Source organism: Kitasatospora sp. NBC_01287, from assembly GCF_026340565.1.
GTDB lineage: Bacteria > Actinomycetota > Actinomycetes > Streptomycetales > Streptomycetaceae > Kitasatospora.
Map to the genome: position 1 here is coordinate 6,572,135 of NZ_JAPEPB010000001.1, position 25,372 is coordinate 6,597,506.

General features: G+C 73.0%; 21 protein-coding genes. 12 read left to right on the plus strand and 9 right to left on the minus strand.

Features of this window, described 5'->3' with window-relative positions:
• Positions 1-42: 42 nt before the first annotated feature.
• On the plus strand, positions 43-693 hold the full coding sequence (locus OG455_RS28670; RefSeq protein ID WP_266298578.1) for a PadR family transcriptional regulator: 651 nt from the start codon (positions 43-45) through the stop codon (positions 691-693).
• A 1-nt stretch (position 694) separates the two neighbouring features.
• Here OG455_RS28670 and OG455_RS28675 read toward each other — a convergent pair whose 3' ends face one another.
• Entirely contained in the window at positions 695-958 is a 264-nt protein-coding gene (locus OG455_RS28675; protein WP_266298580.1) for a hypothetical protein, read from the minus strand.
• Between the two features lie 237 nt (positions 959-1,195).
• On the opposite strand from OG455_RS28675, the gene OG455_RS28680 reads away from it, so the two are divergent.
• Positions 1,196-1,903: a bifunctional DNA primase/polymerase gene (locus OG455_RS28680; protein WP_266298582.1), complete on the plus strand. Its 708-nt coding sequence runs from the start codon at positions 1,196-1,198 to the stop codon at positions 1,901-1,903.
• Between the two features lie 76 nt (positions 1,904-1,979).
• Here the strand turns inward: OG455_RS28680 and map are convergent, their stop codons facing one another.
• Positions 1,980-2,828 carry a type I methionyl aminopeptidase gene (map, locus tag OG455_RS28685; protein ID WP_266298584.1) on the minus strand — a complete coding sequence of 283 codons (849 nt, stop codon included), beginning with the start codon at positions 2,826-2,828 and terminating at the stop codon, positions 1,980-1,982.
• A gap of 93 nt (positions 2,829-2,921) precedes the next feature.
• Here map and OG455_RS28690 point away from each other — a divergent pair, with 93 nt between their 5' ends.
• Positions 2,922-3,149, plus strand: a complete 228-nt coding sequence (locus tag OG455_RS28690) for a hypothetical protein (protein WP_266298586.1) — start codon at positions 2,922-2,924, stop codon at positions 3,147-3,149.
• Positions 3,150-3,156: 7 nt separating this feature from the next.
• On the opposite strand, the gene OG455_RS28695 is transcribed toward OG455_RS28690, so the two are convergent.
• Together OG455_RS28695 and OG455_RS28700 are read right to left on the minus strand one after the other, a co-directional pair.
• Positions 3,157-4,569 carry an MFS transporter gene (locus tag OG455_RS28695; RefSeq protein ID WP_266298587.1) on the minus strand — a complete coding sequence of 471 codons (1,413 nt, stop codon included), beginning with the start codon at positions 4,567-4,569 and terminating at the stop codon, positions 3,157-3,159.
• 185 nt (positions 4,570-4,754) lie between these two features.
• Positions 4,755-5,351, minus strand: a complete 597-nt coding sequence (locus OG455_RS28700) for a hypothetical protein (RefSeq protein WP_266298589.1) — start codon at positions 5,349-5,351, stop codon at positions 4,755-4,757.
• A 45-nt stretch (positions 5,352-5,396) separates the two neighbouring features.
• Between OG455_RS28700 and npdG the strand changes: the two genes are divergently transcribed.
• Together npdG and OG455_RS28710 are read left to right on the plus strand one after the other, a co-directional pair.
• Positions 5,397-6,086 carry an NADPH-dependent F420 reductase gene (gene npdG, locus OG455_RS28705; protein ID WP_266298591.1) on the plus strand — a complete coding sequence of 230 codons (690 nt, stop codon included), beginning with the start codon at positions 5,397-5,399 and terminating at the stop codon, positions 6,084-6,086.
• Between the two features lie 349 nt (positions 6,087-6,435).
• Positions 6,436-6,615 (plus strand): hypothetical protein, encoded by a 180-nt coding sequence (locus OG455_RS28710; RefSeq protein ID WP_266298593.1) that lies wholly within the window; start codon positions 6,436-6,438, stop codon positions 6,613-6,615.
• Positions 6,616-6,633: 18 nt separating this feature from the next.
• Here the strand turns inward: OG455_RS28710 and OG455_RS28715 are convergent, their stop codons facing one another.
• Positions 6,634-7,413: a site-2 protease family protein gene (locus tag OG455_RS28715; protein WP_266298595.1), complete on the minus strand. Its 780-nt coding sequence runs from the start codon at positions 7,411-7,413 to the stop codon at positions 6,634-6,636.
• Between the two features lie 218 nt (positions 7,414-7,631).
• Between OG455_RS28715 and OG455_RS28720 the strand changes: the two genes are divergently transcribed.
• Positions 7,632-11,039 (plus strand): BTAD domain-containing putative transcriptional regulator, encoded by a 3,408-nt coding sequence (locus OG455_RS28720; RefSeq protein WP_266298597.1) that lies wholly within the window; start codon positions 7,632-7,634, stop codon positions 11,037-11,039.
• A 38-nt stretch (positions 11,040-11,077) separates the two neighbouring features.
• On the opposite strand, the gene OG455_RS28725 is transcribed toward OG455_RS28720, so the two are convergent.
• The 3 genes from OG455_RS28725 to panB form a co-directional block, all read right to left on the minus strand.
• Positions 11,078-11,902: an ABC transporter permease gene (locus tag OG455_RS28725; protein WP_266298599.1), complete on the minus strand. Its 825-nt coding sequence runs from the start codon at positions 11,900-11,902 to the stop codon at positions 11,078-11,080.
• Positions 11,899-12,990 carry an ATP-binding cassette domain-containing protein gene (locus OG455_RS28730; RefSeq protein WP_266298601.1) on the minus strand — a complete coding sequence of 364 codons (1,092 nt, stop codon included), beginning with the start codon at positions 12,988-12,990 and terminating at the stop codon, positions 11,899-11,901. Before OG455_RS28730 ends, OG455_RS28725 begins: the two co-directional genes overlap by 4 nt.
• 270 nt (positions 12,991-13,260) lie before the next feature.
• Positions 13,261-14,163 carry a 3-methyl-2-oxobutanoate hydroxymethyltransferase gene (gene panB, locus OG455_RS28735; RefSeq protein ID WP_266298603.1) on the minus strand — a complete coding sequence of 301 codons (903 nt, stop codon included), beginning with the start codon at positions 14,161-14,163 and terminating at the stop codon, positions 13,261-13,263.
• 255 nt (positions 14,164-14,418) lie between these two features.
• Here panB and OG455_RS28740 point away from each other — a divergent pair, with 255 nt between their 5' ends.
• The 4 genes from OG455_RS28740 to glnA all read left to right on the plus strand — a co-directional run bounded on the left by OG455_RS28740 (position 14,419) and on the right by glnA (position 19,569).
• Positions 14,419-16,035, plus strand: a complete 1,617-nt coding sequence (locus tag OG455_RS28740) for an MFS transporter (protein WP_266298605.1) — start codon at positions 14,419-14,421, stop codon at positions 16,033-16,035.
• Between the two features lie 23 nt (positions 16,036-16,058).
• On the plus strand, positions 16,059-16,724 hold the full coding sequence (locus OG455_RS28745) for a TetR/AcrR family transcriptional regulator (protein ID WP_266298607.1): 666 nt from the start codon (positions 16,059-16,061) through the stop codon (positions 16,722-16,724).
• 133 nt (positions 16,725-16,857) lie between these two features.
• A complete protein-coding gene (locus OG455_RS28750) occupies positions 16,858-18,027 on the plus strand; it encodes an endonuclease/exonuclease/phosphatase family protein (RefSeq protein WP_266298609.1) in 1,170 nt (389 codons plus the stop codon).
• A gap of 180 nt (positions 18,028-18,207) precedes the next feature.
• Positions 18,208-19,569 carry a type I glutamate--ammonia ligase gene (gene glnA / locus OG455_RS28755; protein WP_266298611.1) on the plus strand — a complete coding sequence of 454 codons (1,362 nt, stop codon included), beginning with the start codon at positions 18,208-18,210 and terminating at the stop codon, positions 19,567-19,569.
• 273 nt (positions 19,570-19,842) lie between these two features.
• Here the strand turns inward: glnA and OG455_RS28760 are convergent, their stop codons facing one another.
• The gene (locus tag OG455_RS28760; RefSeq protein ID WP_266298613.1) at positions 19,843-20,520 is read right to left on the minus strand and encodes a hypothetical protein; all 678 of its coding nucleotides are present in this window, start codon (positions 20,518-20,520) and stop codon (positions 19,843-19,845) included.
• On the opposite strand from OG455_RS28760, the gene OG455_RS28765 reads away from it, so the two are divergent.
• Both OG455_RS28765 and OG455_RS28770 read left to right on the plus strand, forming a co-directional pair.
• A complete protein-coding gene (locus OG455_RS28765; protein WP_266298615.1) occupies positions 20,480-22,129 on the plus strand; it encodes an LPXTG cell wall anchor domain-containing protein in 1,650 nt (549 codons plus the stop codon). The genes OG455_RS28760 and OG455_RS28765 overlap by 41 nt on opposite strands.
• Positions 22,130-22,300: 171 nt before the next feature.
• Positions 22,301-25,327 carry a bifunctional [glutamine synthetase] adenylyltransferase/[glutamine synthetase]-adenylyl-L-tyrosine phosphorylase gene (locus tag OG455_RS28770; RefSeq protein ID WP_266298617.1) on the plus strand — a complete coding sequence of 1,009 codons (3,027 nt, stop codon included), beginning with the start codon at positions 22,301-22,303 and terminating at the stop codon, positions 25,325-25,327.
• Positions 25,328-25,372 lie beyond the last annotated feature (45 nt).

The window sequence follows — 25,372 nt, forward strand, 5'->3', positions numbered from 1 at the left end:
TCGACGGCGTCGGCCCGCGGAACCAGAGAGGTGGTGCGCATCATGCGCATGCAGATGACACCGGGCGGCGGCCGCGGCCGCCGCGAGGGCGGTCGCCCCTTCGACCGGATCCCCGGCGAGTTCGCCGAGCAGCGCGGGGCCTTCGGGCCGCCGTTCCCGCCCGGCGGCGGTGCCTTCGGCGGGCCGTTCGGCGGCGGCTTCCGCGGCGGCTTCGGCGGCCGCGGCGGCCGCGGTCGCGGGCGGCACGGCGGTCGGGCCCGGCGCGGCGACGTGCGGGCCTCGCTGCTGGCGCTGCTCAAGGAGCGCCCGATGCACGGCTACGAGATGATCACCGAGATCGGTGAGCGGACCTCGGGGGCCTGGCGGCCCAGCCCGGGGTCGGTCTACCCGACCCTCCAACTGCTGGAGGAGGAGGGGCTGATCGAGGCCGAGGAGACCGGCGGCAAGCGGCTGTTCACGCTCACCGGGGCGGGGCGCGCCGAGGCCGAGGCCGGGGCGGCCGAGCCCTGGCAGGAGGCCGGGCGCGGCGTCGACTGGGAGGCGGTGCAGGAGGTCGGCCAGGCGCTGGCCTCGGTGGAGCACGCGATCCGCCAGGTGATGGCCACCGGCACCGAGGAGCAGCGGACCAAGGGGCTCGCGGTGCTGGTGGAGGCCAGGAAGAAGCTCTACCTGATCCTGGCCGAGGAGGGGTGACTCACTCCCCGTCGGTCTGCCGGGGCTCCGGCTCCGCGACCGGCCGCTCCGCCGGCGGCGCCTGGTACTCGTACACCCAGCGCGGCCGCCCCTTGGAGCTGTACCGCTTGGCTCGGGCGTACACCAGCGTCCGGGCCGGCTCCTCGCCGTGCGCGGGCACCGGCACCTTGTAGAGCTTGGGCACCGCGCTGAACGGGCTCAGGTAGACCGGCAGTACCCGGCCGTCCAGCGGCCCGCCGATGAATTCCGTCTCCGCGCTCCTCATCCGGCCAGCTTCGCACTTCGGACCGGCCGGCCCAAACGCGGCGGCCCGAACACCCCCCGGTCCGGGCCGCCCGGATGCTCCCTTATCCTGCTCTGTACGCCCTCGGGCCCAGCCCGGGTCAGCGGCCCCGCCCGGCCGTCCGGTGACCCCGGGAAGTCGCGGGCAGCTCCGGGCGTTTGCGTCCGTAGTTGCGTCGACGCTGTGCCGCACCAGGCGCAGCCGTGCGAAAGGGGCCCGATGGAAACCAGCAGCAGGTGGACGACGTGGTGGCAGCGACGCGATCGGCAGCGCCCCGGGTCGGACGCAGGCGGCCAGGTTTCCTCCGCCGCCCGGCTCGAACTGCTGCTCGGCGCCGTGCGGGCGGGCTTCCCGCTCGCCCCGGCCGCCCATCCGGCGGGTCACCGCTGTTCCTGTGACCGGGTCGGCTGTCCGGCTCCCGCCCAGCACCCGGTCTCCTTCGCCTGGCAGTCGCAGGCGACCACCGACGTCGAGCAGCTGACCCGCTGGCTCTCCCGCGATCCGCAGGCCAACTTCATCACCGCCACCGGCCGCGCCCACGACGTGCTGGACGTCCCGGCCGAGGCCGGCCGCCTCGCGCTCGACCGGCTCACCGCGCTGGGCGTGGAGGGGCCGGTCGCCGCTGTCGGTGAGGAGCGCTACCTCTTCTTCACCGCCACCAGGGGCACCCCGGAGGACGAGGACGAGTGGTGGTCGAGCGCGCTGGACACCCACCCGGACACCGTCTCCGAGCATCCGGGCCTGCGCTGGCACTGCCGCGGCTCCTACACCCTGCTGCCGCCGGCCGCGCTGCCGGACGGCTCGGGGGTCAGCTGGCTGCGCGGGCCCGAGCTGCCGCTGCCCGACCCGCTGCGGGTGCTGGACGTGCTCACCGACGCCTGCACCGAGGTGGGCGCGGTCGCGGAGGAGCAGTGGCTGATCGGCTGACCCGGCCTGAACCGACCTGGCTTGGCCTGGCCTGAACCGACCTGATCGGCCGCCGCTCCGCCGCGGGGGCACGGCCTCACGGCAGAGTGAGGACCTCGGCGCCGTCCGCCGTGACGAGCAGGGTGTGCTCGAACTGGGCGGTCCGCTTGCGGTCCTTGGTGACCACGGTCCAGCCGTCCGGCCAGATCTCGTAGTCGTAGGTCCCCAGGGTGAGCATCGGCTCGATGGTGAAGGTCATCCCGGGCTTGATCACCTGGGTGGCCCGGTCGCTGTCGTAGTGCGGGATGATCAGGCCGGAGTGGAACGAGGTGTTGATCCCGTGGCCGGTGAAGTCGCGCACCACGCCGTAGTCGAAGCGCTTGGCGTAGGACTCGATCACCCGGCCGATCACGTTGATCTGGCGGCCCGGCTTGACGGCCTTGATCGCACGGTCGAGTGACTCCCGGGTCCGCTCGACCAGCAGCCGCGACTCCTCGTCCACCTCGCCGCAGAGGTAGGTGGCGTTGAGGTCGCCGTGCACACCGTGGATGAAGGCGGTGGCGTCGATGTTGACGATGTCGCCGTCCCGCAGCACGGTCGAGTCCGGGATGCCGTGGCAGATCACCTCGTTGATCGAGGTGCAGATCGACTTCGGGAAACCCCGGTAGCCCAGGTCGGACGGGTAGGCGCCGTGGTCGCACATGTAGGCGTGGGCCACCGCGTCGAGCTGATCGGTCGTCACACCGGGGGCGATCAGCTCGGCGGCCGCCGCCATCGCCTGCGCGGCGATCCGGCCGGCGATCCGCATCTTCTCGATCGTCTCGGCGTCCTGCACCTCGGGACCCGTGTAGGGCGTCGGACCGGGCTTGCCGACGTACTCCGGCCGGGCGATGTGCGCCGGGACCTTGCGAGTGGGGGACTGGATGCCGGGAACGAGATGAGCCATGGCGGCGAGTCTATCGCCCGCCTCCGGCCGCCCCGGCAGTGTGTGCGAAGGCGCTGCCGGGAATGATCAGTAGGACCGGACGAGGAGGAACTCATGGCGCTGTTCAAGCGGAGCGGTACTGGGCAACCGGGCGAGTGGTACTACTGCCTCAAGCACCAGAAGGTCGAGGAGGGCCCGGAGTGCCCGGCCAAGGACCGGCTCGGTCCCTACCAGAGCCGCGAGGAGGCGGGCGAGGCGCTGCGGATCGCCCGCGAGCGCAACGAGGAGTGGCGCACCGACCCGCGCTGGAGCGACGAGCGCCCGCAGGACGACCAGAGCTGACGGGCCCTCAGATGGCCTCGGCGGCCTCGGCGGTTTCGGTCGCCTCGGCTGCTCCGGCCGCGGCGGAGGTCGGCCGGGGCGGCGTCCGTTCCTGCCCCTGCGTCCGTTCCTGCTCCTGGGTCCGCTCCCGCTCCTGCCGCGCCGCGCGGGCCGCCGCCACGTGCTGGTCGGTCCGCGCGTCGTAGGCGAGCAGCTTCGGCAGCACCGCCGCCAGCCCGCCCACGCTCACCAGGCAGGCCAGCCCGCCCAGCCAGACCGAGCCGCGGGCGCCGATCAGCGCGGCGGTGCCGCCTGCCCGCACCTGTCCCAGGTTCGGGCCGACCGAGTAGCTGAGCAGCTCCACCCCTGCCAGCCGCCCGCGCAGCTCGTCCGGGATGGACTGGTTCCACATGGTGGAGCGGCCCATCCCGCTGACCATGTCCGCGCCGCCGGCCACCGCCAGGCAGAGCAGCACCAGCCAGATGTTCGGCGTCAGTCCCGCCAGCGTCATCGCGGCGCCCCAGCCGAGCGCGGCCAGCAGCACCATCCGGCCGTGCCGGTGGATCGCCGAGGCCCAGCCGCTGGTGGCCGAGACGACCAGGCCGCCCACCGCCGTGGCGCCGTACATCAACCCGAGCGCCCAGTCGGCGTGCAGGTCGTCGGCGAGGAAGGGGAAGATCGCGTTAGGGAAGGCAAAGAGCATCGCGGCGATGTCCACCAGGTAGGTGCCCAGCAGCTCGGGTCGGCTCCACGCGTAGCGGACGCCCGCCATGACCGCCGCCACCGAGGGCTTGGCCGCCCCGGTCGGCGGCGGCACCGCGCGCAGCCGGAAGAGCAGGAAGAGCGAGAGGCCGAAGGTCGCCACGTCCAGCGCGTAGGCGGTGGCCGGACCGCCGCCGTAGGCGACGATGAAGCCGGCCAGGGCCGGACCGGCGATGGTGCTGGTGTTGCGGTAGATCGAGATCAGCGCGAAGGCGGCGGTCATCTGCTCGTGCGCCACGATCCGCGGCACCAGGGTGTCCAGCGCCGGGCGCTGCAGGCCGTCCAGCGCCGCGACCAGGCCGGCCACCAGGTAGATCGGCCAGAGCAGCGGGTGCGGCAGCAGCGCGTTGAGCAGCAGCAGGCCGCTCAGCAGCCCGAGCCCGGCCTCCGCGCCCAGCACCAGCTTGCGCCGGTCCAGCGCGTCCGCCAGCGCGCCGCCCCAGAGGCCGAAGACGATCAGCGGCAGCAGCTCGACCGCGCCGATCCCGCCGACCGCGAGATAGGAGCCGGTCAGCTGCTTGATCTGCAGCGGCACGGCGACGTAGGTGAGGAAACTGCCGAAGCTGGAGACGCATCCCGAACCCCAGAGCAGCCGGAAGTCCCGGGAGGCGCGCCACGGCGCCAGGTCGGGGCGCAGGCGCCGCAGCAGGCTGGGTGGGGGGTGGCTGGACTCGGTCACAGAGGGCCATGCTGCGCGCTCAGTCGGGTGGCCGCAACGGAGTTTTCGCCCGGCCGGGACCGCTTCGGTCCTGTCGCCGGGGTCCTGTCGCCGGGGGCCGGCGCGGTGGCGGTAGTGGTGGCGGTAGTGGTGGCGGTGGCGGTAGTGGCGGCGGTGGGGTCCGGCGCAGGCCCGGTGGCGGTGGCTCACCAGCGGTTGACCGGCTCGGTGGTGAACTGCCTGGCGAGCCGGGAGAGTCCGCCCAGCGCCGCGAGCCGCGAGCGGGGCGGCTCGCCGGCCGCAGCGCTGACCAGGTGCTGTACCAGGTCGAAGCCCGGCTCCTCGGGGCTCTCCACCGTCAAGCTCTCGTGCGCCAGCCCGGCCAGCTCCGGATCGCCCGCCGCGAGTGCGAGCACCGTCGCCCCGCCCCGGCGCGCGTCGTGCACCCGCTCCAGCAGCGCGTCCCCGGCCGCCTGAGGGGTGACCACCAGCACCGTCTCACCGCGCCCGGCCTCGGTCAGCCGCCGCAGGTCGTGCCGCAGTTGCGCAGGGGTGCCGCTCGCCGGTGCCTGATGTCGGATCAGCACCGGTGCCAGGCCCGGTACCTGTGCCCAGGCCGCCTCGTCGTCCAGGTGTGCCGCCAGGTGCCAGGGCTCGTACCCCGCGCTGCCGACCAGCAGCAGCCCGTGCGCCGAACGCCGGGTCACGGCGCGGCGCAGCGAGCCGGCGAAGCTCCGGGTCGCGTCCAGTAGCGGTGAGCCGGACAGGACCTCGCGCAGTGCGCCCACTCTCGTCACGTCCATGGCGACAGGATGGAGGTGGGCTCGCGGCTTTGGCAGGATCTGGGTATGACTTCCCTCGAATCAGCGAACCCCGCCCCCGCCCCCGCCGATGTCACGCAGTTGGTGGTCGGCGTCCTCGGCGGCACCGGCGACCAGGGCCGCGGCCTGGCCTACCGTTTGGCCAAGGCCGGCCAGCAGGTGATCATCGGCTCGCGCAGCGCCGAGCGTGCCGAGGCCGCCGCCGCCGAACTGGGCCTCGGCGTGCGCGGCGCGGACAACGCCGACACCGCCCGGCAGAGCGACATCGTGATCGTCGCGGTGCCGTGGGCCGGGCACGGCGAGCTGCTGGCCTCGCTGGCCGCCGATCTGGCCGGCAAGATCGTGGTGGACTGCGTCAACCCGTTGGGCTTCGACAAGCAGGGCGCCTACGCGCTCGTCCCCGAGGAGGGCAGCGCCGCCCAGCAGGCCGCCGCGCTGCTGCCGGACTCCCGGGTCACCGCCGCCTTCCACCACCTCTCCGCCGTGCTGCTGCAGGATCCGGAGATCGCCAGTATCGACACCGACGTGCTGGTCCTGGGTGACGAGCGGGCCGCCACCGACCTGGTCCAGGCGCTGGCCGCCCGGATCCCCGGCATGCGCGGCATCTACGCGGGCCGGCTGCGCAACGCCCACCAGGTCGAGTCGCTGGTGGCCAACCTGATCTCGGTCAACCGCCGCTACAAGGCGCACGCGGGACTGCGGATCACCGACGTCTGAGACGGGGGCTGGGTGACGGGTGGGGGCGGGGTCGGGACGTGAGTCTGAGACAAACGTCTGACGCGTGGGTCCGAGACGCTTGTCTCAGACCCTGATCTGAGACCTCGATCTGAGATCTTGGTCTGACACACCAGTCCGAGACGCTGGTCCCAGACATTGGTCCGAGACGTCAGTCTCAGACAGCCGGCCAGCACCGCCCGAGCCCGCGCCGAAGGTGACGCAGTGTGGCCCTTCCGTGACGATCGCGTGACGACACGGAAGGTCCGGCCCCACCCGGTTTCGGGCGGATCCGGACCTTCCGCGAGAATGGGGCCCGCACATTCACCCGACCCCCCTGGAGCCGGCCGTCATGCCCCGCAATGCCCTGTACGCCTCGATCGTCTTCGTCCTCGCGGTCAGCGCCGCCGTGGTCTCCTTCGTGGAGGGCAACTGGCTGGGCGTGATCTGGGTGCTCCTGGCGGGCGTGGCCAGCAACATCGCCTGGTACTACCTGCGCAAGGAGAAGCTGGAGCGGGCCGCCGGGCGCTAGCCGGCCCGGAACCGGGCCCTAGTGGGTCCAGAAGCGGAAGAGGTAGCTGCCGACCGCGGCGTAGGAGGAGCTGACCCCGAAGAAGCCCATGACGTCGTAGACCAGGTTGAAGAACCACACGTTCACCTGGGACTGCCACAGCACGACGAAGACGGCCATCATGCCGTAGGGCGCGAACGGCGCCACCGCGCGGCGGGTCTGCGGGGAGAGCCAGGGCTCGACGATCCCGTAGCCGTCCAGGCCGGGGACCGGCAGCAGGTTGAGCAGCGCGGCGCTGACCTGGAGCATGCCGAGGAAGGACAGCGCGGCCTGGAACTCCGGCGCCTGGCTGTCCAGCCAGCCGGCGCCGACCGGGACCAGCACCACGACCGCGCAGAGCAGGTTGACCAGCGGACCGGCCGCCGAGATCAGGCTGTGCTTGAGCCGCCCCTGGATCCGGTGCCGCTCGATGAAGACGGCGCCGCCGGGCAGGCCGATGCCGCCCAGCACCACGAAGACCACCGGCAGCACGAAGCTGAGCACGGCGTTGGCGTACCGGAACGGGTTGAGTGTCAGGTAGCCCTTGGCACCCACCGTGATGTCCCCGCCGTGCAGCGCGGTGCGGGCGTGCGCGTACTCGTGCAGGCAGAGCGAGACCATCCAGCCGGCGACCACGAAGAGGAAGACTCCGAAGTCGACCGTGCCGAAGCCGGTCCAGACCGCCCAGCCCGAGGTCCCGAGGATCGCCAGCAGCACCCAGAACACCGGGCTGATCCGGCGCTCCTCGCTGTTCGGGCTGCGGGTGGTGGCAAAACTCATGGGAACGGGTCTCCGTCAAGGGATGGCAAATGGACGGGCGGGCCCCACCGATCATGCCGGTCGCCCCGCGCCCGCGACAAGTGAACGTCCCGCCGGCCCGCCCCGTTCCACGCCCTGTCCCATGCCCCGCTCCGTGCCCCGCTCCGTGCCCTGTCCCGCACCCCGTCCCGCACCCCGTCCCGTGCCCTGCCCCCGCCCGGCTCTGCCGAGGCAGCAGAATGGTCCCCGTGCACTACGGCATCCTCGGCACCACCACCGCTCATGACGACGACGGCACCCCGGTACCGCTCGGCGGCGCCCGGCTGCGCGCGCTGCTCGCGGCGCTGGTGCTGCGCCAGGGCCGCCCGGTGCCGGCCGAGGTGCTGGTGGCCCAGGTCTGGGACGGAGAGCTGCCGCAGGACTCGGCCGCCGCGCTGCAGACCCTGGTCGGCCGGCTGCGCCGCACCATCGGGCGCGAGCGGGTCGGGTCCGGGCCCGGCGGCTACTGGCTGACGGAGGGTCAGAGTGATCTGACGCGCTTTCATGAGCTGGCCGAGCGCGGCCGGCGGGCGCTGGCGGCCGGTGAGCCGGGGCTCGCCGCCGAGCAACTGCGCGAGGCGCTGGCGCTCTGGCGCGGTCCGGCGCTGGCCGATCTGCCGGACCGGGCGGGCAGCGCGGTGCGACTGGAGGCGCAGCGGTCCGAGGCCCAGCGGGGCAGGATCGCCGCCGACCTCGCGCTCGGACGGGCCGCGGAGGTGACCGCCGAACTCGCCGGACTCTGTGCCGACCACCCGCTGGACGAGCCACTGCACGTGCTGTGGATCCGCGCGCTGCACCGCTGCGGGCGCACCGCCGAGGCGCTGGAGCGCTACGAGCGGCTGCGTCGGGCGCTGGCCGAGCAGCTGGGCGCCGATCCGGGCGCCGAGCTGCGCGCCGTCCACCAGGAACTGCTCCAGGACGCGCCGGCCCCGACCGGGCCGGCCCCCGCCGCCCCCGACGGCACCCCCGTCCCCGCCCCGACCGTCCCCGCCCCCGCCCCGACCGCCGCCGCAGCCACACCCCCCGCAGCCCCGTCCGACGGGGTGCCCCGCGGCAACCTGCGCCCCCGGCTGACCAGTTTCGTCGGCCGCGAGCAGGACCTGGCGGCGGTCGCCGAGCTGATCGGCTCGGCCCGCCTGGTCACCCTGACCGGCCCCGGCGGCTCCGGCAAGACCCGCCTCTCCGTCGAGGCCGGCCGGGCCGCCCAGGCGGACGCCCGCTGGCCGGACGGCGTCTGGCAGGCCGAGCTCGCCCCGCTGGAGAGCCCGGCGGCGGTGCCCGACGCGGTGCTCTCCGCGCTCGGCCTGCGCGGCACCGTGCTGCACCAGTCGGTGACCGACGCCCGCCCGGAGGACCCGGTGCGCCGCATCGTCGAGCACTGCGGCCGGTCCCGGATGATGCTGCTGCTCGACAACTGCGAGCACCTGATCCAGCCCGCCGCCGAGCTGGCCGACCGGCTGCTCGCCGAGTGCCCGCACCTGACCATCCTCGCCACCAGCCGCGAGCCGCTCGGCGTGCCGGGCGAGGCGGTGCTGCCGGTCGAGCCGCTGCCGGACCCGATAGCCCTGCGCCTGCTGGGCGAGCGCGGTGCGGCGGCCAGGCCCGGCTTCTCGGTGGCCGACGACCCGGCCGCCGCCGCCGAGATCTGCCGCCGCCTCGACGGCCTGCCGCTGGCCATCGAGCTGGCCGCCGCCCGGCTGCGCGGCCTGACACCACGTCAGCTGGCGGACCGGCTGGACGGGCGGTTCGCCCTGCTCACCGGTGGCAGCCGGGTGCTGCTGCCCCGCCAGCAGACCCTGCGCGCGGTGGTCGACTGGAGTTGGGAGCTGCTGGACGAGCGCGAACGCGCGGTGCTGCGCCGGCTCGCCGTCTTCGCCGGCGGCGCCACCCTGGAGGACGCCGAACTGGTCTGCGCGGACGGCGGCCTGGTCGGCTCCGGCGAGGTGGCCGAGCTGCTCTTCTCACTGGTCGACAAATCGCTGCTGGTGGCCGGCCTGGACCCGCAGGGCCCGCCGCGCTACTGGATGCTGGAGACGATCCACGAGTACGGCGCCGAGAGGCTCGCGGAGTCCGGGGAGCGGGCGGCGGTGGCCGACCGCCACCTCGCCGCCTTCCGCGAGCTGGTACGCACCGCCGACCAGCACCTGCGCGGGCACCGGCAGACGCACTGGGTGCGGGCGCTGGAGCGCGAGCAGGACAACATCAGGGCGGCGCTGCGCCACGCGGCGGACACCGGGGCCGAGCCGGACGCGCTCATGCTGCTGCTGGGCATGGTGTGGTTCTGGATGCTGCGCGACTACCGGGCCGAGGCCCGCGGCTGGCTCGACCTGGTCTGCGCGCTCACCACCGATCCGTTCGCCGAGGGCGCTCCCGCCCCCGAGCCGCTGGAGCTCGATGTGCTCCGCCATCCGCTGCCCTGGCCGCCGGTGGTGCTGGCCGAGGCCCGCCGACAGGCCTGGGTCTTCCAACTGGTCGCCCGCTTCGAGGGCGACCTCGACGTGATCGGCGACGCCGAGCTGATCGCGCGGGCGCCGCGGATCCTGGCCGCCTACGGGCCCGAGCTGCCGCAGTCCTACTTCTACCCGGCGCTGCTGCGGATCTTCGCCTGCTTCCTGGCCGGGCACGCGGACCAGATGCTCGCCCTGGTCGACGAGGCGGTCGAGGGCTGCCGCCGGTTCGGCCGGGAGAGCGAGCTGGCCTGGAGTCTGCAACTGCGCGCCAAGATGTCCAACGACCTGGTGGGCGGCCTCGAACAGGCCCGGCGCGACGGCGACGAGGCGATGGAGATCTACAGCCGGCACGGCGACAGCTGGGGGATGGCCGAGACCCTCGCGGCCCAGGCCGAGACGGCGGGTTACTCGGGTGACATCGCCGCCGCCGTGGCCGCCTACCGCCGTGCCATCGAGCTGGCCCAGGAGCTCGGCTCCCCGCAGGACGTGCCGCTGCTGCGGATCCGCCTCGGTGAGGCGCTGCTGGAGGAGGACCAGGCCGAGGGTGAGCGGCTGATCCGGGAGGGCCTCGTGCTGGCCTACAGCAGCGGTCAGCGCACCGACGGCGCCCTCGTCTACGGCCACACGGTGCTCAGCGCCCTGCACTCGCTGCGCGGTGACTACCAGGCCGCCCGCGCGGAGCTCCACCAGCTGCGGCAGGCCAAGTCCGGGTTCGGGCCCGGGATGCCCGGGATCATGAGCGGCCTGGTCTCCTGCTCCGAGAGCCTGGTGCTGGCCCGCTCGGGCGAGCTGGACGAGGGGGTGGAGCAACTGCGGGCGGGCCTGCGGGAGCTGCGCGCGGTGCCGATGGTGGCGCTGGTCTTCGCCCAGCACGTCACCCTGCTGATGCTCCCGGTGGTGGTGGGCGTGCTGGTGATCAAGGCGGAGCGCGACGGTGACCGCGCCCTCGCCTGGCAGGCAGGCCTGCTCTACGGTGCGCACGGTGCCCGGCAGAGCTCGCAGGGCATGTTCCTGGAGCGGATCGACCGGGGGACGCGCGAGCGGGCGCTGATCGGCTTGCTGGGCGAGGCGGGCTACCAGGACGCGTGCGAGCAGGGCCGCGGGTACTCCTGGGAGGAGACCGCGACCCTGCTGGACACCCTGGTGGACGGGCTCTGAGCGCTCGTCCGGACGGGCTCCGACCGCTCGCCGACCCCTCAGACCCGCTTGCGGAACCGGGCCACGGCCAGCGGCGCGGTGATCGCGGTGACCCCCACCGACCAGAGCAGCACGAAGGTCACCGAGTGGGCCAGCGGTCCGCCGTTGATCAGGCTGCGGCAGGCGTCGGCCACGTTGGAGAGCGGGTTGTACTCGGCGAAGGACTGCAGCCAGCCCGGCATGGTGTGGGTCGGCGCGAAGATCGAGCTGCCGAACTGCAGCGGCATGATCACCAGCATGCTGACGCCCTGGACCGCCTGGGCGTTCTTCATCACCAGGCCCAGCAGCATCGAGATCCACACCAGCGACATCCCGAAGACCAGGGAGAGGCCCACCGCGCCGAGCACCCCGCCGAGCCCGGTCTTCAGCTGGAACCCGAGGAGCATCGCGAAGAGGATCAGGATGGTGAAGGAGAGCAGCCCGCGCATCGCCTCGGCCAGCATCTTGCCGATCAGCACCGAGGAGCGGGCGATCGGCAGCGACCTGAACCGGTCCATCACGCCGGTCTGCAGGTCGCTGTTGAGGCCGGTGCCCACCGCCATCGCCAGGTTGAGGCCGGTGCCGCCGAGCAGCCCGGGGATCAGGTACTGCTTGTAGGTCTGCTGGTCGCCGGAGACCGCGCCGCCGAAGACGTAGACGAAGAGCACGGTGAAGACGATCGGCATCAGCACCGCGTCGAACATCGACTCCGGATCGGCCTTGATCCGCATCAGGTTGCGGCGGGTCAGCGCGCCGACGTGGCGCAGGTGGTCCCGCACACTGGTGCGGCTGTCGGGGTCCAGGGCCGGGGCCGGCCGGGACAGGGTGGCGGTCGCGGTGCTCATCGCTGGGTCTCCTCGGTGGCTGCGGTGCTGTCGCCCGGGGTGCCGGTGGCCGTGGTCGTTCCGGTGGTGGTCTTACCGGTGATGGCGAGGAAGACCTCGTCCAGGCTGGGCACCTCGGTGTCGATGCCCGCGATGCCGAACCCCCGGGTGCCGAGCACCCCGATCACGGTGGTCAGCTGCGCCTCGTCGCTGATCGGCACCGTGAGCAGTCCGTCCTGCGGCAGGGCGACGGCTCCGGCGATCCCGGCCCCGGTGAGGCAGTGGACCATCTCGGCCAGCTCCTCGGGGCGGGTCGGCCGCACCCGCAGGGTCCGGCCGCCGACCTGTGCCTTGAGGCCGTCCACCGTGCCGTTGGCGATCACCTTGCCGCGGTCGATCACGGTCAGGTCGGTGGCCAGCTGCTCGGCCTCCTCCATGTACTGGGTGGTGAGCAGCACGGTGCTGCCATCGGCCACCATCCGGCGCACCTCCTCCCAGACCTCGTTGCGGGTGCGCGGGTCCAGGCCGGTGGTGGGCTCGTCCAGGTAGAGCACCCGGGGCCGGCCGATCATGCTGGCGGCCAGGTCGAGGCGGCGGCGCATGCCGCCGGAGTAGGTCTTGGCCGGGCGCCCGGCCGCCTCGGTCAGCGAGAAGCGCTCCAGCAGCTCGGCCGCGCGGGCCTTGGCGTCCTTGCGGGAGAGGTCGAGCAGCCGGCCGATCAGGTAGAGGTTCTCCGAGCCGGAGAGGTACTCGTCCACCGAGGCGTACTGCCCGGTCAGGCCGATGGTGCGGCGCAGCTGCTTGGGCTGGCGCAGCACGTCGTAGCCGCCGACCACCGCGCTGCCCGCGTCCGGCTTGATGAGGGTGGAGAGCACCCGGATCAGCGTGGTCTTGCCGGCTCCGTTGGGGCCCAGTACACCGAGTACGGTGCCCTGGCGGACCGTCAGGTCGACCCCGTCCAGGGCCTTGGTCGCGCCGAAGTGCTTGACGATCCCGCGGGCCTCGACAGCGTTGGCCCGGTCGGCGCCGGCCTGGGTGCCGGCCTCGGTGCCGGCGGATGCGGTGCGGTGCCCCTGCTCGTTCGGGGCGGTGGCGGTCGTCGTTGTCATGCCGTAAGACTCGCCGCCGCCACTGTCAGGCCGCCCTCGGACCGCGGTCGCCGCACCGGCGCCGCCGTCAGGTCGCTGTCAGCCCGCTGTCATGCCCGCTGTCGCGCGTCGGTGCCCGCCCCGGCCGCCCGCCGTCGGGCGCCGCCGCGGGGAGACGGCACAGGGCCGCCACCGGAACTCCGGCAACGGCCCTGACCTGCGGTTTCTTGCCCGCTCGGCTGCTTGAACCGGCTGCTTGAACCGGCTGCTTGAACCGGCTGCGTGAACCGGCTACTTGAAGCTGTGCTCCGGCGCCGGGAAGGTGCCCCCGAGCACGTCGGCGGCGAACTCGCGGGCGGCCTCGCCCAGCACCGAGCGCAGGTTGGCGTACTGCTTGACGAAGGAGGGCACGCTGCCCGCCGTCATCCCGGCCATGTCGGTCCAGACCAGCACCTGGGCGTCGCAGCCGACCCCGGCGCCGATGCCCACGGTCGGTACCGCGAGCGACTCGGTGACCTGCGCGGCCAGCTCGGCCGGCACCGCTTCGAGCACCACGGCGAAGGCGCCGGCCTCCTGCACCGCCTTGGCGTCGCGCTGCAGCTTGTGCGCCGCCTCGTCGCCGCGGCCCTGCACCGGGTAGCCGCCGAGCGCGTGCACCGACTGCGGGGTCAGGCCGATGTGGGCCATCACCGGTACCCCGGCCTCGGCCAGGACCTCGATGGTGCGGGCGCTGCGCTCGCCGCCCTCCAGCTTGACCGCGCCCACCCCGGCCTCCTTCATCAGCCGGGCGGCGTTGCGCAGGGCCTGGGCGGGGGACTCCTGGTAGGAGCCGAACGGCAGGTCGCCGATGATCAGCGCGCGCTCGGTGCCGCGCACCACGGCGGCCGAGAGCATCACCATCTCGTCCATGGTGACCGGCACCGTGGTCTGGTAACCGAGGTGGCAGTTGCCGGCCGAGTCGCCGACCAGCAGCACCGGGATGCCGGCCTCGTCGAAGACCCCGGCGGTCGGCGCGTCGTAGGCGGTGAGCATCGCCCACCGCTCGCCGCGGCGCTTGGCGGCGGCCAGGTCCCGGACGGTGACCCGGCGGTTGGTGACCCCGCCGTAGAGGGTGCGCCCGCCTGCGGCCGGCTGCTGGGTGGCCGGCGTCCCGGTCGGTGCCGTCTGGGCAGGCGAAGGCTGAGAAGCGTTCATGGAACGGACTCCTGAAGGGTTGTGGTCTCGTGGCGCCGTACGGCGTCCCCGGATCTCCTCCATGCTTGCACGGCCCGGGCCCGGCGCAAAGAGGCGGGGATTCCGGTGATTTCGGGGGCGGCCCGGAATTCTTGCGATACGGGTACGTCTCGTATCGCAAAGAGCGGTACAGTCGTCCCGGGGGATTACGAGACGCCATCGTCTCGCTTAGTCCCAGTAGGCCCGCACAGCCTTCCTACGGAACGGGACAGACGCATGACCACCGCACCGGCCGGCACCGCGCCACGCGTGCCAGAAGCCATCCACCGCCGCCGCTGGGCGATACTCGGCACGCTGATCCTGGCGCTGCTGGTCGTCGTTCTCGACAACTCGATCCTCAACGTCGCGATGAAGACCATCGCGACCCCAGCGCCGGTCGGCCTGGGCGCCAGCCAGAGCGACCTGGAATGGGCGATCAACTCCTACACCCTGGTCTTCGCCGGCCTGCTCTTCACCTCGGGCCTGCTCGGTGACCGGTTCGGGCGCAAGAAGGCACTGCTCGCGGGCATGCTGGTGTTCGGCCTCGGCTCGCTGCTCTCCGCCATGGCCTCCAGCCCCGGGCAGCTGATCACCTTCCGCGCGGTGATGGGCCTGGGCGGCGCCTTCGTGATGCCCGCCACGCTGGCGATCATCATGAACGTCTTCGAGCGGCACGAGCAGCCCAAGGCGATCGGCATCTGGGCCGGCGCGGTGGGCCTGGCGATCGCGATCGGCCCGATCACCGGCGGCCTGCTGATCGAGCACTTCTGGTGGGGCTCGGTCTTCCTGGTCAACGTCCCGATCGTGGCGGTGGCGCTGGTCGCCATGACGCTGATGGTCCCCGACTCCCGCGACCCCAACCCCGGCAGGCTCGACCCGATCGGCGTGCTGCTGTCGATCATCGGCCTGGTGGCGCTGATCTACGGCATCATCAAGGGCGGCGACCTGGCCGACTTCACGGCCGCCGCGGCCTGGGTGCCGGTGCTGATCGGCGTGCTGGCGCTGGTCGCCTTCGTGGTCTACGAGAAGCGGGTCGACCACCCGGCGCTGAACGTCAACTGGTTCCGCAACAAGGTCTTCGCCACCTCCGTGACGGTGATCGGCCTGGTCTTCTTCGCGCTGATGGGCGTCTCGTTCTTCGGCGTCTTCTACACCCAGAGCGTGCGCGGCTACAGCGCGCTGGCCTCCGGCGCGCTGATGCTGCCGCTGGCCTGCGCCCAGCTGATCTTCGCGCCCCGGGCCCGGCTGGTGGTCGACAGGTTCGGCGTCCGTGCCACCTGCGCCGGCGGCATGGGCCTGATCGTGCTCGCCTTCCTCGGCTACCTGCTGCTCGGCCGGGACACCCCGATCTGGGTGCTGGAGCTGATCGGCTTCATCATGGGTGCCGGCATGGCGCACGTGATGCCGCCGGTGACGGTGGCGATCATGGGCTCGCTGCCGCGGGAGAAGGCCGGCGCGGGCTCGGCGATCAACAACACCTTCCGCCAGGTCGGCGGCTCGCTCGGGGTCGCGGTGCTCGGCGCGGTGCTCTCCACCAGCTACCGCAACGGCATCTCCGACAAGCTCGGCCTGCTGCCGCAGCCGCTGCGCGACAAGGCGGGCGAGTCGGTGGAGGCCACGGTCGGGGTCGCCCAGAGCATGGGCCCCAAGGGTGCCGGGCTGATCGGCCCCGCCTTCGACTCGTTCATCCACGCGATGCACGTGGTCGCCGGGGTCTCGGCCGGGGTCACCCTGATCGGTGCGCTGATGGCCTGGTTCTTCCTGCCGGCCAGGATCGCCGCCCCCGGCCGCCCGGGTGCCGGCGCGCCCGCCGAGGCGCGGACGGCGCCGGCAGTCCAGTCGACCAAGGCCTGACCGGCACGATGGAGAATGGGGCCATGGACACGGACCGTCAGGCCACCCTCACCGCTCCCGCCCAGGCGGCACCGCTCTGCGCGGTGCCCCGGCGGGGGCGGCCTCGTTCCGAGGCCGCCGAGCAGGCGATCTGTGAGGCCGTCGAGCGGCTGATGACCGAGGGCGGCAGTCTGGCGGACCTCACCATCGAGGGCATCGCCCAGGCCGCCGGTGTGGGCAAGGCGACCATCTACCGGCGCTGGCCCAACAAGGAGGCGCTGCTGGTCGACGTGCTGGTCCGGCTGGAGGAGCCGGAACCGCTGTTGCCCGGCACCAGCGCCCGGGACGACCTGGTGGTGATCCTGGACTTCATGCGCCGCCGTGGCCTGGCCAAGCGCTCGCGCTGGGTGCTGCGGGTGGTGCTGGACCAGATGCACTCGATGCCCGCGCTCAAGGAGGTCTACTACGAGCAGGTGGTGCTGCGCCGCCGCCGGGCCATCCACCAGGTGGTGGCCCGGGGTGTGGCGGCCGGTGAGTTCCGCGCCGACCTGGAGGTCGAGCTGCTCGCCGAGATGCTGATCGGCCCGATGCTGCTGCGTTCGGTGCTCTGGGACGATTCGCCGCTGGACGACCCCGAGCTGCCCGCCACCATCGTGGACTCGCTGCTCGACGGACTGCGTGGCCCGGCTCACAGCGCGGGTACCGTCTGAACCGCCGACCGGCGGAACCCGCGCTGCCGTCCCGCGCGTCTGTCTCGGCATAGGCTGAGCCGAAGATCCCATTAATGAGGGATAAATCAGGCTCAGTCGGAAACGCACCGGACGACCAGCGAGGGGTCACCAGATGACGCAGGCCGACCAGGAAGCGGCCCCGGCGGACGACGCCCCGGCGCTCCCGGGTGACACGGGGGCTGCGGCGACTGCGGCGACTGCCAGTGCTGACGGGGTCGACGGGGTCGACGAGGGCACCGGATCCTTCGCGCCCGGTGGTGCCACGGCGGTGGGTGCCACGGCCGTGGGCGCTGCCGCCGGCGCCTCGCGGCGCCGGCACCCGCTGCTCGACTGGGGCAAGGACCGCCGCGGCAGCTCGACCTGGCGGCGCGGTCTGCTGATCGCGGTGCTCGCGCTGCTGCTGGCGCTGCTGCTCGGCCTGCACCGCCAGGTGCCCAACTCCTTCGGTAACTTCGGCAGCCTGCTGGAGACCTTCCTGCCCTGGCTGGGCGTGTTCGTCCCGGTGCTGCTGCTGGCCGCGCTGCTGCGCCGCTCGACCACCGCGCTGATCGCCCTGCTGCTGCCGGTGGTGCTCTGGTTCGCGCTCTTCGGCTCACAGCTGGGCGACAAGAGCGCCGGCAAGGGCGACTTCACCGTGCTCACCCACAACGTCGACGCCGACAACACCGACCCGGCCGGTACGGTGCGCCTGGTCAACGGCTCGGGCGCGCAGATCGTCGCGCTGGAGGAGCTGACCGGCGCCGCGCTGCCCACCTACACCGGCGGCCTGGTCCAGAACTACCCGTACCACGTGGTGGAGGGCACGGTCGGGCTCTGGTCCAAGTACCCGATCAGCGGTACCCGGGTGGTGGACATCAAGATCGGCTGGACCCGGGCCTTCCGTACCCAGGTGGCCACCCCGCAGGGACCGCTCGCGGTGTACGTCGCGCACATGCCCTCCGTCCGGGTGAAATTCGACGGTGGCTTCACCGCCGACCAGCGCGACGTGAGCGCCCAGGCGCTCGGCGACGCGATCCAGGCCGAGCCACTGGGCAAGGTGCTGCTGCTCGGCGACCTGAACGGGACGATGAACGACCGCAGCCTCGCCCCGGTCACCTCGCAGCTGCGCTCGGCGCAGGGCTCGGCGGGCTCCGGGTTCGGCTTCAGCTGGCCGTCCCAGTTCCCGATGGCGCGGATCGACCAGATCATGAGCCGCGGCATGAAGCCCACCGACTCCTGGGTGCTGGCGGCGGACGGCAGCGACCACCGGGCGATCGCCGCCGACTACCGCTACGACCGCTGAGCCCCGGGTAACCGTCGCTCTGACGCTAAGGGGGCGGGAGGTGTTCATCCGACCTGGGTGCCCCGACGAGCGGGGAATCCGGAATGATGGGCACTAGTCGCTCGGATGTCCCGCCGGAAGTGCTCGCGGGCGGGCCGTATGCGTAACACGGACGTAAAGAGCAGAGGTGAGACTGTCCCCATGGGCAAGCAGCAGGAGTTCGTGCTCCGTACGCTCGAAGAGCGTGACATCCGGTTCGTCCGGCTGTGGTTCACCGATGTGCTCGGGTTCCTGAAGTCGGTGGCAGTGGCGCCGGCGGAGCTGGAGCAGGCCTTCGAGGAAGGCATCGGCTTCGACGGCTCGGCGATCGAGGGCTTCGCCCGGGTCTACGAGTCCGACATGATCGCCAAGCCGGACCCGACCACGTTCCAGATACTGCCGTGGCGCTCGGAGACCCCCGGGACCGCCCGGATGTTCTGCGACATCATGATGCCGGACGGCTCGCCCTCCTACGCCGACCCGCGCTTCGTGCTCAAGCGGACCCTGGAGAAGGCCTCGGCGCAGGGCTTCACCTTCTACACCCACCCGGAGATCGAGTTCTTCCTGCTGAAGAACCTCCCGGGCGACGGCACCGCGCCGATCCCGGCCGACCAGTCCGGCTACTTCGACCACACCCCGCGCGGGGTGGGCCATGACTTCCGCCGCCAGGCGATCACCATGCTGGAGTCGATGGGCATCTCGGTGGAGTTCTCCCACCACGAGGGCGCCCCCGGCCAGCAGGAGATCGACCTGCGCTACGCCGACGCGCTCTCCACCGCCGACAACATCATGACCTTCCGCCTGGTCATGAAGGAGGTCGCGCTGGAGCAGGGCGTGCACGCCAGCTTCATGCCCAAGCCCTTCTCCGAGCACCCCGGCTCCGGCATGCACACCCACCTCTCGCTCTTCGAGGGCGACCGCAACGCCTTCCACGAGTCGGGCGCCGAGTTCCAGCTCTCCAAGGTCGGCCGTTCCTTCATCGCGGGCCTGCTCCGCCACGCCGCCGAGACCGCGGCCGTCACCAACCAGTGGGTCAACTCCTACAAGCGGATCTGGGGCGGTTCCCAGCGCACCGCCGGCGCCGGCGGCGAGGCCCCCTCCTACATCTGCTGGGGCCACAACAACCGCTCGGCGCTGATCCGGGTCCCGATGTACAAGCCCGGCAAGCAGGGCTCGACCCGCGTCGAGGTCCGCTCCCTCGACACCGGCTGCAACCCCTACCTCGCCTACGCCGTCACCCTCGCCGCCGGCCTCAAGGGCATCGAGGAGGGCTACGAACTCCCGCCGGGAGCCGACGACGACGTCTGGGCCCTCTCCGACGCCGAACGCCGCGCCATGGGCATCCAGCCCATGCCGCAGAACCTCGGCGAGGCGATCGACCTGATGCAGCGCAGCGAACTGGTCGCAGAGACCCTGGGCGAGCACGTCTTCGACTTCTTCCTGCGCAACAAGCGCCAGGAGTGGGAGGAGTACCGCAGCGAGGTCACGCCGTTCGAGCTGCGGAAGAACCTGCAGGTGCTGTGAGCGCGGGTCAGCAGGCTCGCCGGGGCGGGTGGGCGTCCCGGGTGGGTGGAGTCGATCCGCGTGGCCGTCCGCGCTGATGCGGCGTCAATAGCATTTCCACGGGCCCGACTCCAGGAGGAGGCGGGCCCGTGGCGTGTCCGGATTAGGCGGTACGGGTGAAATTCGATAGGGGCTGACCGGGCGTCCGGCGCGCTGATCGTATTTATCGGGGGGCGGATTCATGATCTGAGTTGATGTTCACTCGGTGTCGTGAAGGAGTAGCTGTGGGTCGCATCAGAAGACCGTCGACCGGCTGCCGTGAGGTGGTCCGATGAGAGGCATGCGCCGCTGGATCGTCCCGCTCGTCGTGCTGTGCACGTCGAGCACCGGCCTGCTGGCCGCCGCCGCCCTGCCGGTGAGCGCGCAGGTGGATCCGCCCGCCAAGGTGACGGCGGCGGCTGCGGGCAAGGCGGCTGCGGGCAAGGCGGCCGGGGCGTCGGCCTCGCCCACCGCGTCCGCAGCTCCGTCGGCGCCGGAGTCGCCGGGCGCACCGGATTCCCCATCGGCGGTGGCCTCGGCTTCGGCCTCGGCCTCGGCGTCGAGGCCGGCACCCGGGGCGGCGTCTGCGTCCGCGTCGACCCAGGCGGCTGCTTCCGCCTCCGCCGCGGCTCCGGCCGCGGTTGCGACCTCCGCCGGCTCGGGGTCGGCGTCGCCCGCGGCTCCCGCGGCTGCGTCGTCGTCCGCTGCTCCGGCGGCTGCTCCGGCGGCGTCCGCTGCTCCCGCCTCCCCGGCCGCGCCCGAGGCGCCGTCGGCGTCCGCCGTACCGGCCGCGCCGTCCGCCGTACCGGCCGCGCCGTCCGCCGTACCGGCCGCGCCGTCCGCCGTACCGGCCGCGCCGTCCGCCGTACCGGTCGCGCCCGCCGCGCCCGTCGTGTCGGCGCCGACCGCCGCGGTGCCGGCCAAGTCGGTCAAGGGGGGCGAGGACGACGACACCTACTGCCACCTGAAGATCCTCAAGACGGCCGACCGGGACTTCTACCTCCCGGGCCAGAAGGTCACCTACACCGTCACGCTCACCAACGACGGCAACGTGCCGATCACCGGCGCGGTGGTCACCGACGACCTCTCCGGTGACCTGGCCGACGGGGTCTACGACAACGACGCCACGGTGGGCACCGGTCAACTCCGCTACCAGCAGCCGACCCTGACCTGGATCGGCGACCTGAACCCGGGCGACACCACCAAGATCGTCTACAGCGTCACCGCCGACAGCCCGGACAACGGCCCGATGCGGCTGCGCGACGCGGTCACCGGGCCGCAGTTCAGCAACTGCCCGACCGGGACCGAGCCGGGCTGCACCGTCGAACTGGACTCGCCGCACTGGACGGTGAGCAAGTCCGAGGACCGGGACGACGTCGAGGCGAGTGACGTCATCCACTACGCCATCACCGGCACCAACGACGGCACTGTCGACTTCACCGGTGCCCGGCAGGCGGTCATCGCGGACGACATGTCGCAGCTGGTCGGTGAGGCCACCTACAACGGGGACGCCCAGGCCAGCAGCGGGACGCTCAGCTACAGCGCGCCGGTGGTGACCTGGCGCGGCGACCTGCCGGCCGGTGCGACGGTGACCATCCACCTCTCGGTCACGGCCCGCAGCACCACGCCGAGCCGCCCGCTGCTGATCAACATCGTGCGCGAGGTCTACCCCCGCCACAACGGCGCCGACCTGAGCAACCCGCCGGCGCCGCGCGCGGCCGTGCAGCCGCTCGGCTTCGGTCTGCGCGGCCTGCCGCTCAACCTGCCGAAGCCGCGGGACGGCGAGCCGCTGATCACCGCCTGCACGGTCGACCCGGTGACCGACTCCTGCTACGTCGACGCCGATGAGCCGAGGTTCGTGGTGGCCAAGTCGGTCGACCGCCCCACCGCGAGCCCGGGTGACACGCTCACCTACACCGTGCGCTACGCCAACACCGGCAACGACCAGTTCCCGGCCGGCGAACTCCCGGTGCTCACCGATGACCTGAGCCAGGTGCTGCAGCACAGCACCTTCGTGGACGGTTCGCTGCAGTCCACCGTGCCGGGCGCGACCTTCGACCCGGCCGCCAAGGCGATCACCTGGACCGGTCAGCTGGCCTCGGGGCAGCACGGCTCCTTCACCTACCAGGTGCGGGTGAACGACCCGTACTACGGCGACCGGTACCTGGACAACACCATCACGTCGGCCAAGTCGACCGACTGCCAGAGTGGTTCGACCGACGCCCGCTGCAAGGCCCACGTCGACATCGTGGTCCCCGGCAGCAGCCCGACGCCGACTCCGACGCCGACTCCCACGCCGACGCCGACCGCTACGCCGACCCCGACCCCGACTCCCACGCCCACCATGACCCCCACGCCCACCCCCACGCCCACCATGACCCCCACGCCCACCATGACCCCGCCCGGTGGTGGCCCGACCCCGCCCGGCACGCTGCCGCAGACCGGTTCGGACCTCAGCCCCGGCCTGATCATCGCGGCCGCGGTGATGCTGGTCGGCGGTAGCGGGCTGTTCCTGCTCTCGCGCCGCTCGCGCCGGCACTGACCCTCCCTGAGCTGCGGGGCCCGACCGATCCGGTCGGGCCCCGCGGCAGTTGTGCGTCACGGGGCGGCGGCGGGGAATGAAGGGGAATGGAGCGGAGTGCGCGAACCGAGGGGTGAAGTACCTAGGCTATGAGCTGATCATCTGAATCCGCCCGCAGCGACGAGGAGTGCGATGACCGCCGGTGGCAGTCGTGTCAGCAGGCCCGAGAACCGCCTGGCCCGTCGGGGCTTCAGTGATCCCGAGGCAGCCGTCCGGTACCTGGCCGCCCCCGCGCTGCACGGGCTGGCCGACGACCCGATCCTGCTGGACGCGCTCGGCGCCACCGCCGACCCGGACCAGGCCCTGCTGAGCCTGGCCCGGCTGCTCGAAGCCCTGCCCGAGCCCGATCGGCACACCCTGCGGGACACCCTGACGGCCGCCAAGCCGCTGCGCGACCGGCTGCTCGGCGTGCTCGGCGCCTCCGCCGCGCTCGGCGACCACCTGGCCACCCACCCGCGTGACTGGCACGCGCTGGTCACCTTCGAGCAGCGTGACATGCACCCGGGCACGGGCGACTTCCGCCGCGAGCTGGTCCAGCGGGTCCGTGACACCGACGGGGAGCCGGCCGACGCGCTGCGCGCCGCCTACCGCCGCTGCCTGCTGACCATCGCCGCCCGCGACCTGAGCGGCACCATCGACCTGCCGCAGAGCGCCGCCGAGCTCGCCGACCTGGCCGGCGCCACGCTGCGCACCGCGCTGGAGATCGCCGCCGAGCAGGAACCGGAGGCCGCCGACGCCTGCCGGCTGGCGGTGATCGGCATGGGCAAGTGCGGCGGACACGAGCTCAACTACGTCTCCGACGTGGACGTGATCTTCGTGGCCGAGCCGCGCGAAGGCGTCGAGGAGGACCGCGCGCTGCGGGCCGCCACCCGGCTGGCGGCGGCCATGATGCGGCTCTGCTCGGACACCACCCGCGAGGGCACCATCTGGCCGGTGGACGCCAATCTGCGGCCCGAGGGCCGCAACGGGCCGCTGGTGCGGACCCTGGCCAGCCATGTCGCGTACTACCAGCGCTGGGCCAAGACCTGGGAGTTCCAGGCGCTGCTGAAGGCCCGCCCGGTGGCCGGCGACGCCGAGCTGGGCGAGGCCTACTGCGCGGCGCTGGCGCCGATGGTCTGGCACGCGGCCGATCGGGAGAACTTCGTCGCGGACGTGCAGCAGATGCGCCGCCGGGTGATCGACGCGATCCCGGCCACCGAGCTGGACCGCCAGCTCAAGCTGGGCCCGGGCGGCCTGCGCGACGTGGAGTTCTCGGTGCAGCTGCTGCAGCTGGTGCACGGCCGCACCGATCCGGCGCTGCGCAGCGGCAACACCCTGGAGGCGTTGGCGGCCCTCTCCCATGGCGGCTACGTCGGCCGGGCCGACGCCGCCTCGCTGGACACCGCCTACCGTTTCCTGCGCACCCTGGAGCACCGGATCCAGCTGCACCGGCTGCGCCGCACCCACCTGATGCCCACCGACCCGGCCGACCTGCGCCGGCTGGCCCGCTCGCTCACGGCGATGATCAACGACGACACCAAGGCCGACCCGGTGGCCGCGTTGGAGCGCGAGTGGAAGCGGCACGCCCTGGAGGTGCGCCGGCTGCACGAGAAGCTCTTCTACCGCCCGCTGCTGGCCGCGGTGGCCGAGCTGTCGGCCGGTGAGGCGCTCACCCCCGGCACCCCGGCGATGAGCTCGGAGGCGGCCGAGACGCGGTTGGCGGCGCTGGGCTTCGCCGATCCGCCGGCCGCGCTGCGGCACCTGGTGGCGCTGGCCAGCGGGGTGAGCCGGAAAGCGGCGATCCAGCGCACCCTGCTGCCGGTGCTGCTGGCCTGGTTCGCCGACTCCGCGGACCCGGACGCCGGGCTGCTGGGCTTCCGCCAGGTCTCCGACGCGCTCGGGCGCACCCCCTGGTACCTGCGGCTGCTGCGCGACGAGAGCGCGGCCGCCGAGGGCCTGGCGCGGATCCTGTCGGCCGGGCGGCTGGCCCCCGACCTGCTGCTGCGCGCGCCCGAGGCGGTGGCCATGCTGGGCGACGCGCAGGGCTTGGACGCGCGCGGGCGGGCCGCGCTGGAGCAGGAGATCCGCTCGGCGGTGGGCCGGGCGCCCAGCGCGGCGGCGGGGGTGGCGGCGGCCCGCGCGGTGCGCCGCCGGGAGCTGTTCCGCACCGCCGCGGGCGATCTGCTGGGCCGCCACGGCGCGTACCCGGGCGAGGCGCTGGAGGCCACCGCCAACGCGCTCACCGATCTCAACGCCGCCACCCTGGCCGGTGCGCTGGCCGCCTGCACGGCCGACTGGGAGCGGGCGCACGACGAGGAGTTCCCGGCCCGGCTCGCGGTGATCGCGATGGGCCGGTTCGGCGGCCACGAGCTGGGCTACGGCTCGGACGCCGACGTGCTCTTCGTGCACGATCCGCTGCCCGGGACGGAGCACGACGCGACGGCCGCCGCCCGTACGGTCTGCAACCAGCTGCGCACCCTGCTGGCCGCGCCCTCCACCGAACCGGCCCTGCTGGTCGACGCCGACCTACGGCCCGAGGGGCGCCAGGGGGCGCTGGTGCGCACGCTCGGCTCGTACGCGGCGTACTACGCGCGCTGGTCGCACGTCTGGGAGAGCCAGGCCTTGCTGCGCGCCGAGCCGATGGCGGGCGACGTCGAGCTGGGGGAGCGGTTCCGGGAGCTGATCGACCCGCTGCGCTACCCCGTGGACGGCGTGCCGGAGCGGGACCTGCTGGAGATCCGGCGGATCAAGGCGCGGATCGAGAGCGAGCGGCTGCCGCGCGGGGCCGACCCGACCACCCACACCAAGATCGGACGCGGCGGCCTGGCGGACGTCGAGTGGACGGTGCAGCTGCTCCAGCTCCAGCACGGCCACGCGCAGCCCGGGCTGCGCACCACCCGCACCCGCCAGGCGCTGCTCGCCGCGGCCCGGGCGGGCCTGCTGGCGGGCGAGGACGCGGCGGTGCTGGACGCCGCCTGGGTGCTGGCCTCCCGGGTGCGCGGCGCGGTGATGCTGGTGCGCGGGCGCCCCGGTGACAGCTTCCCGAGCGAGGCGCGGGAACTCGCGCAGGTGGCCCGCTACCTCGGGTACGGGGCGGGCCACAGCGGCGAACTCGTGGACGACTACCGGCGCACCACCCGGCGGGCCCGGGCGGCGGTCGAGCGGCTCTTCTACGGCTGAGCCGCCCGCGTCCGTCGTCGGCGATCCCTCAGTGGCTGGTCAGCG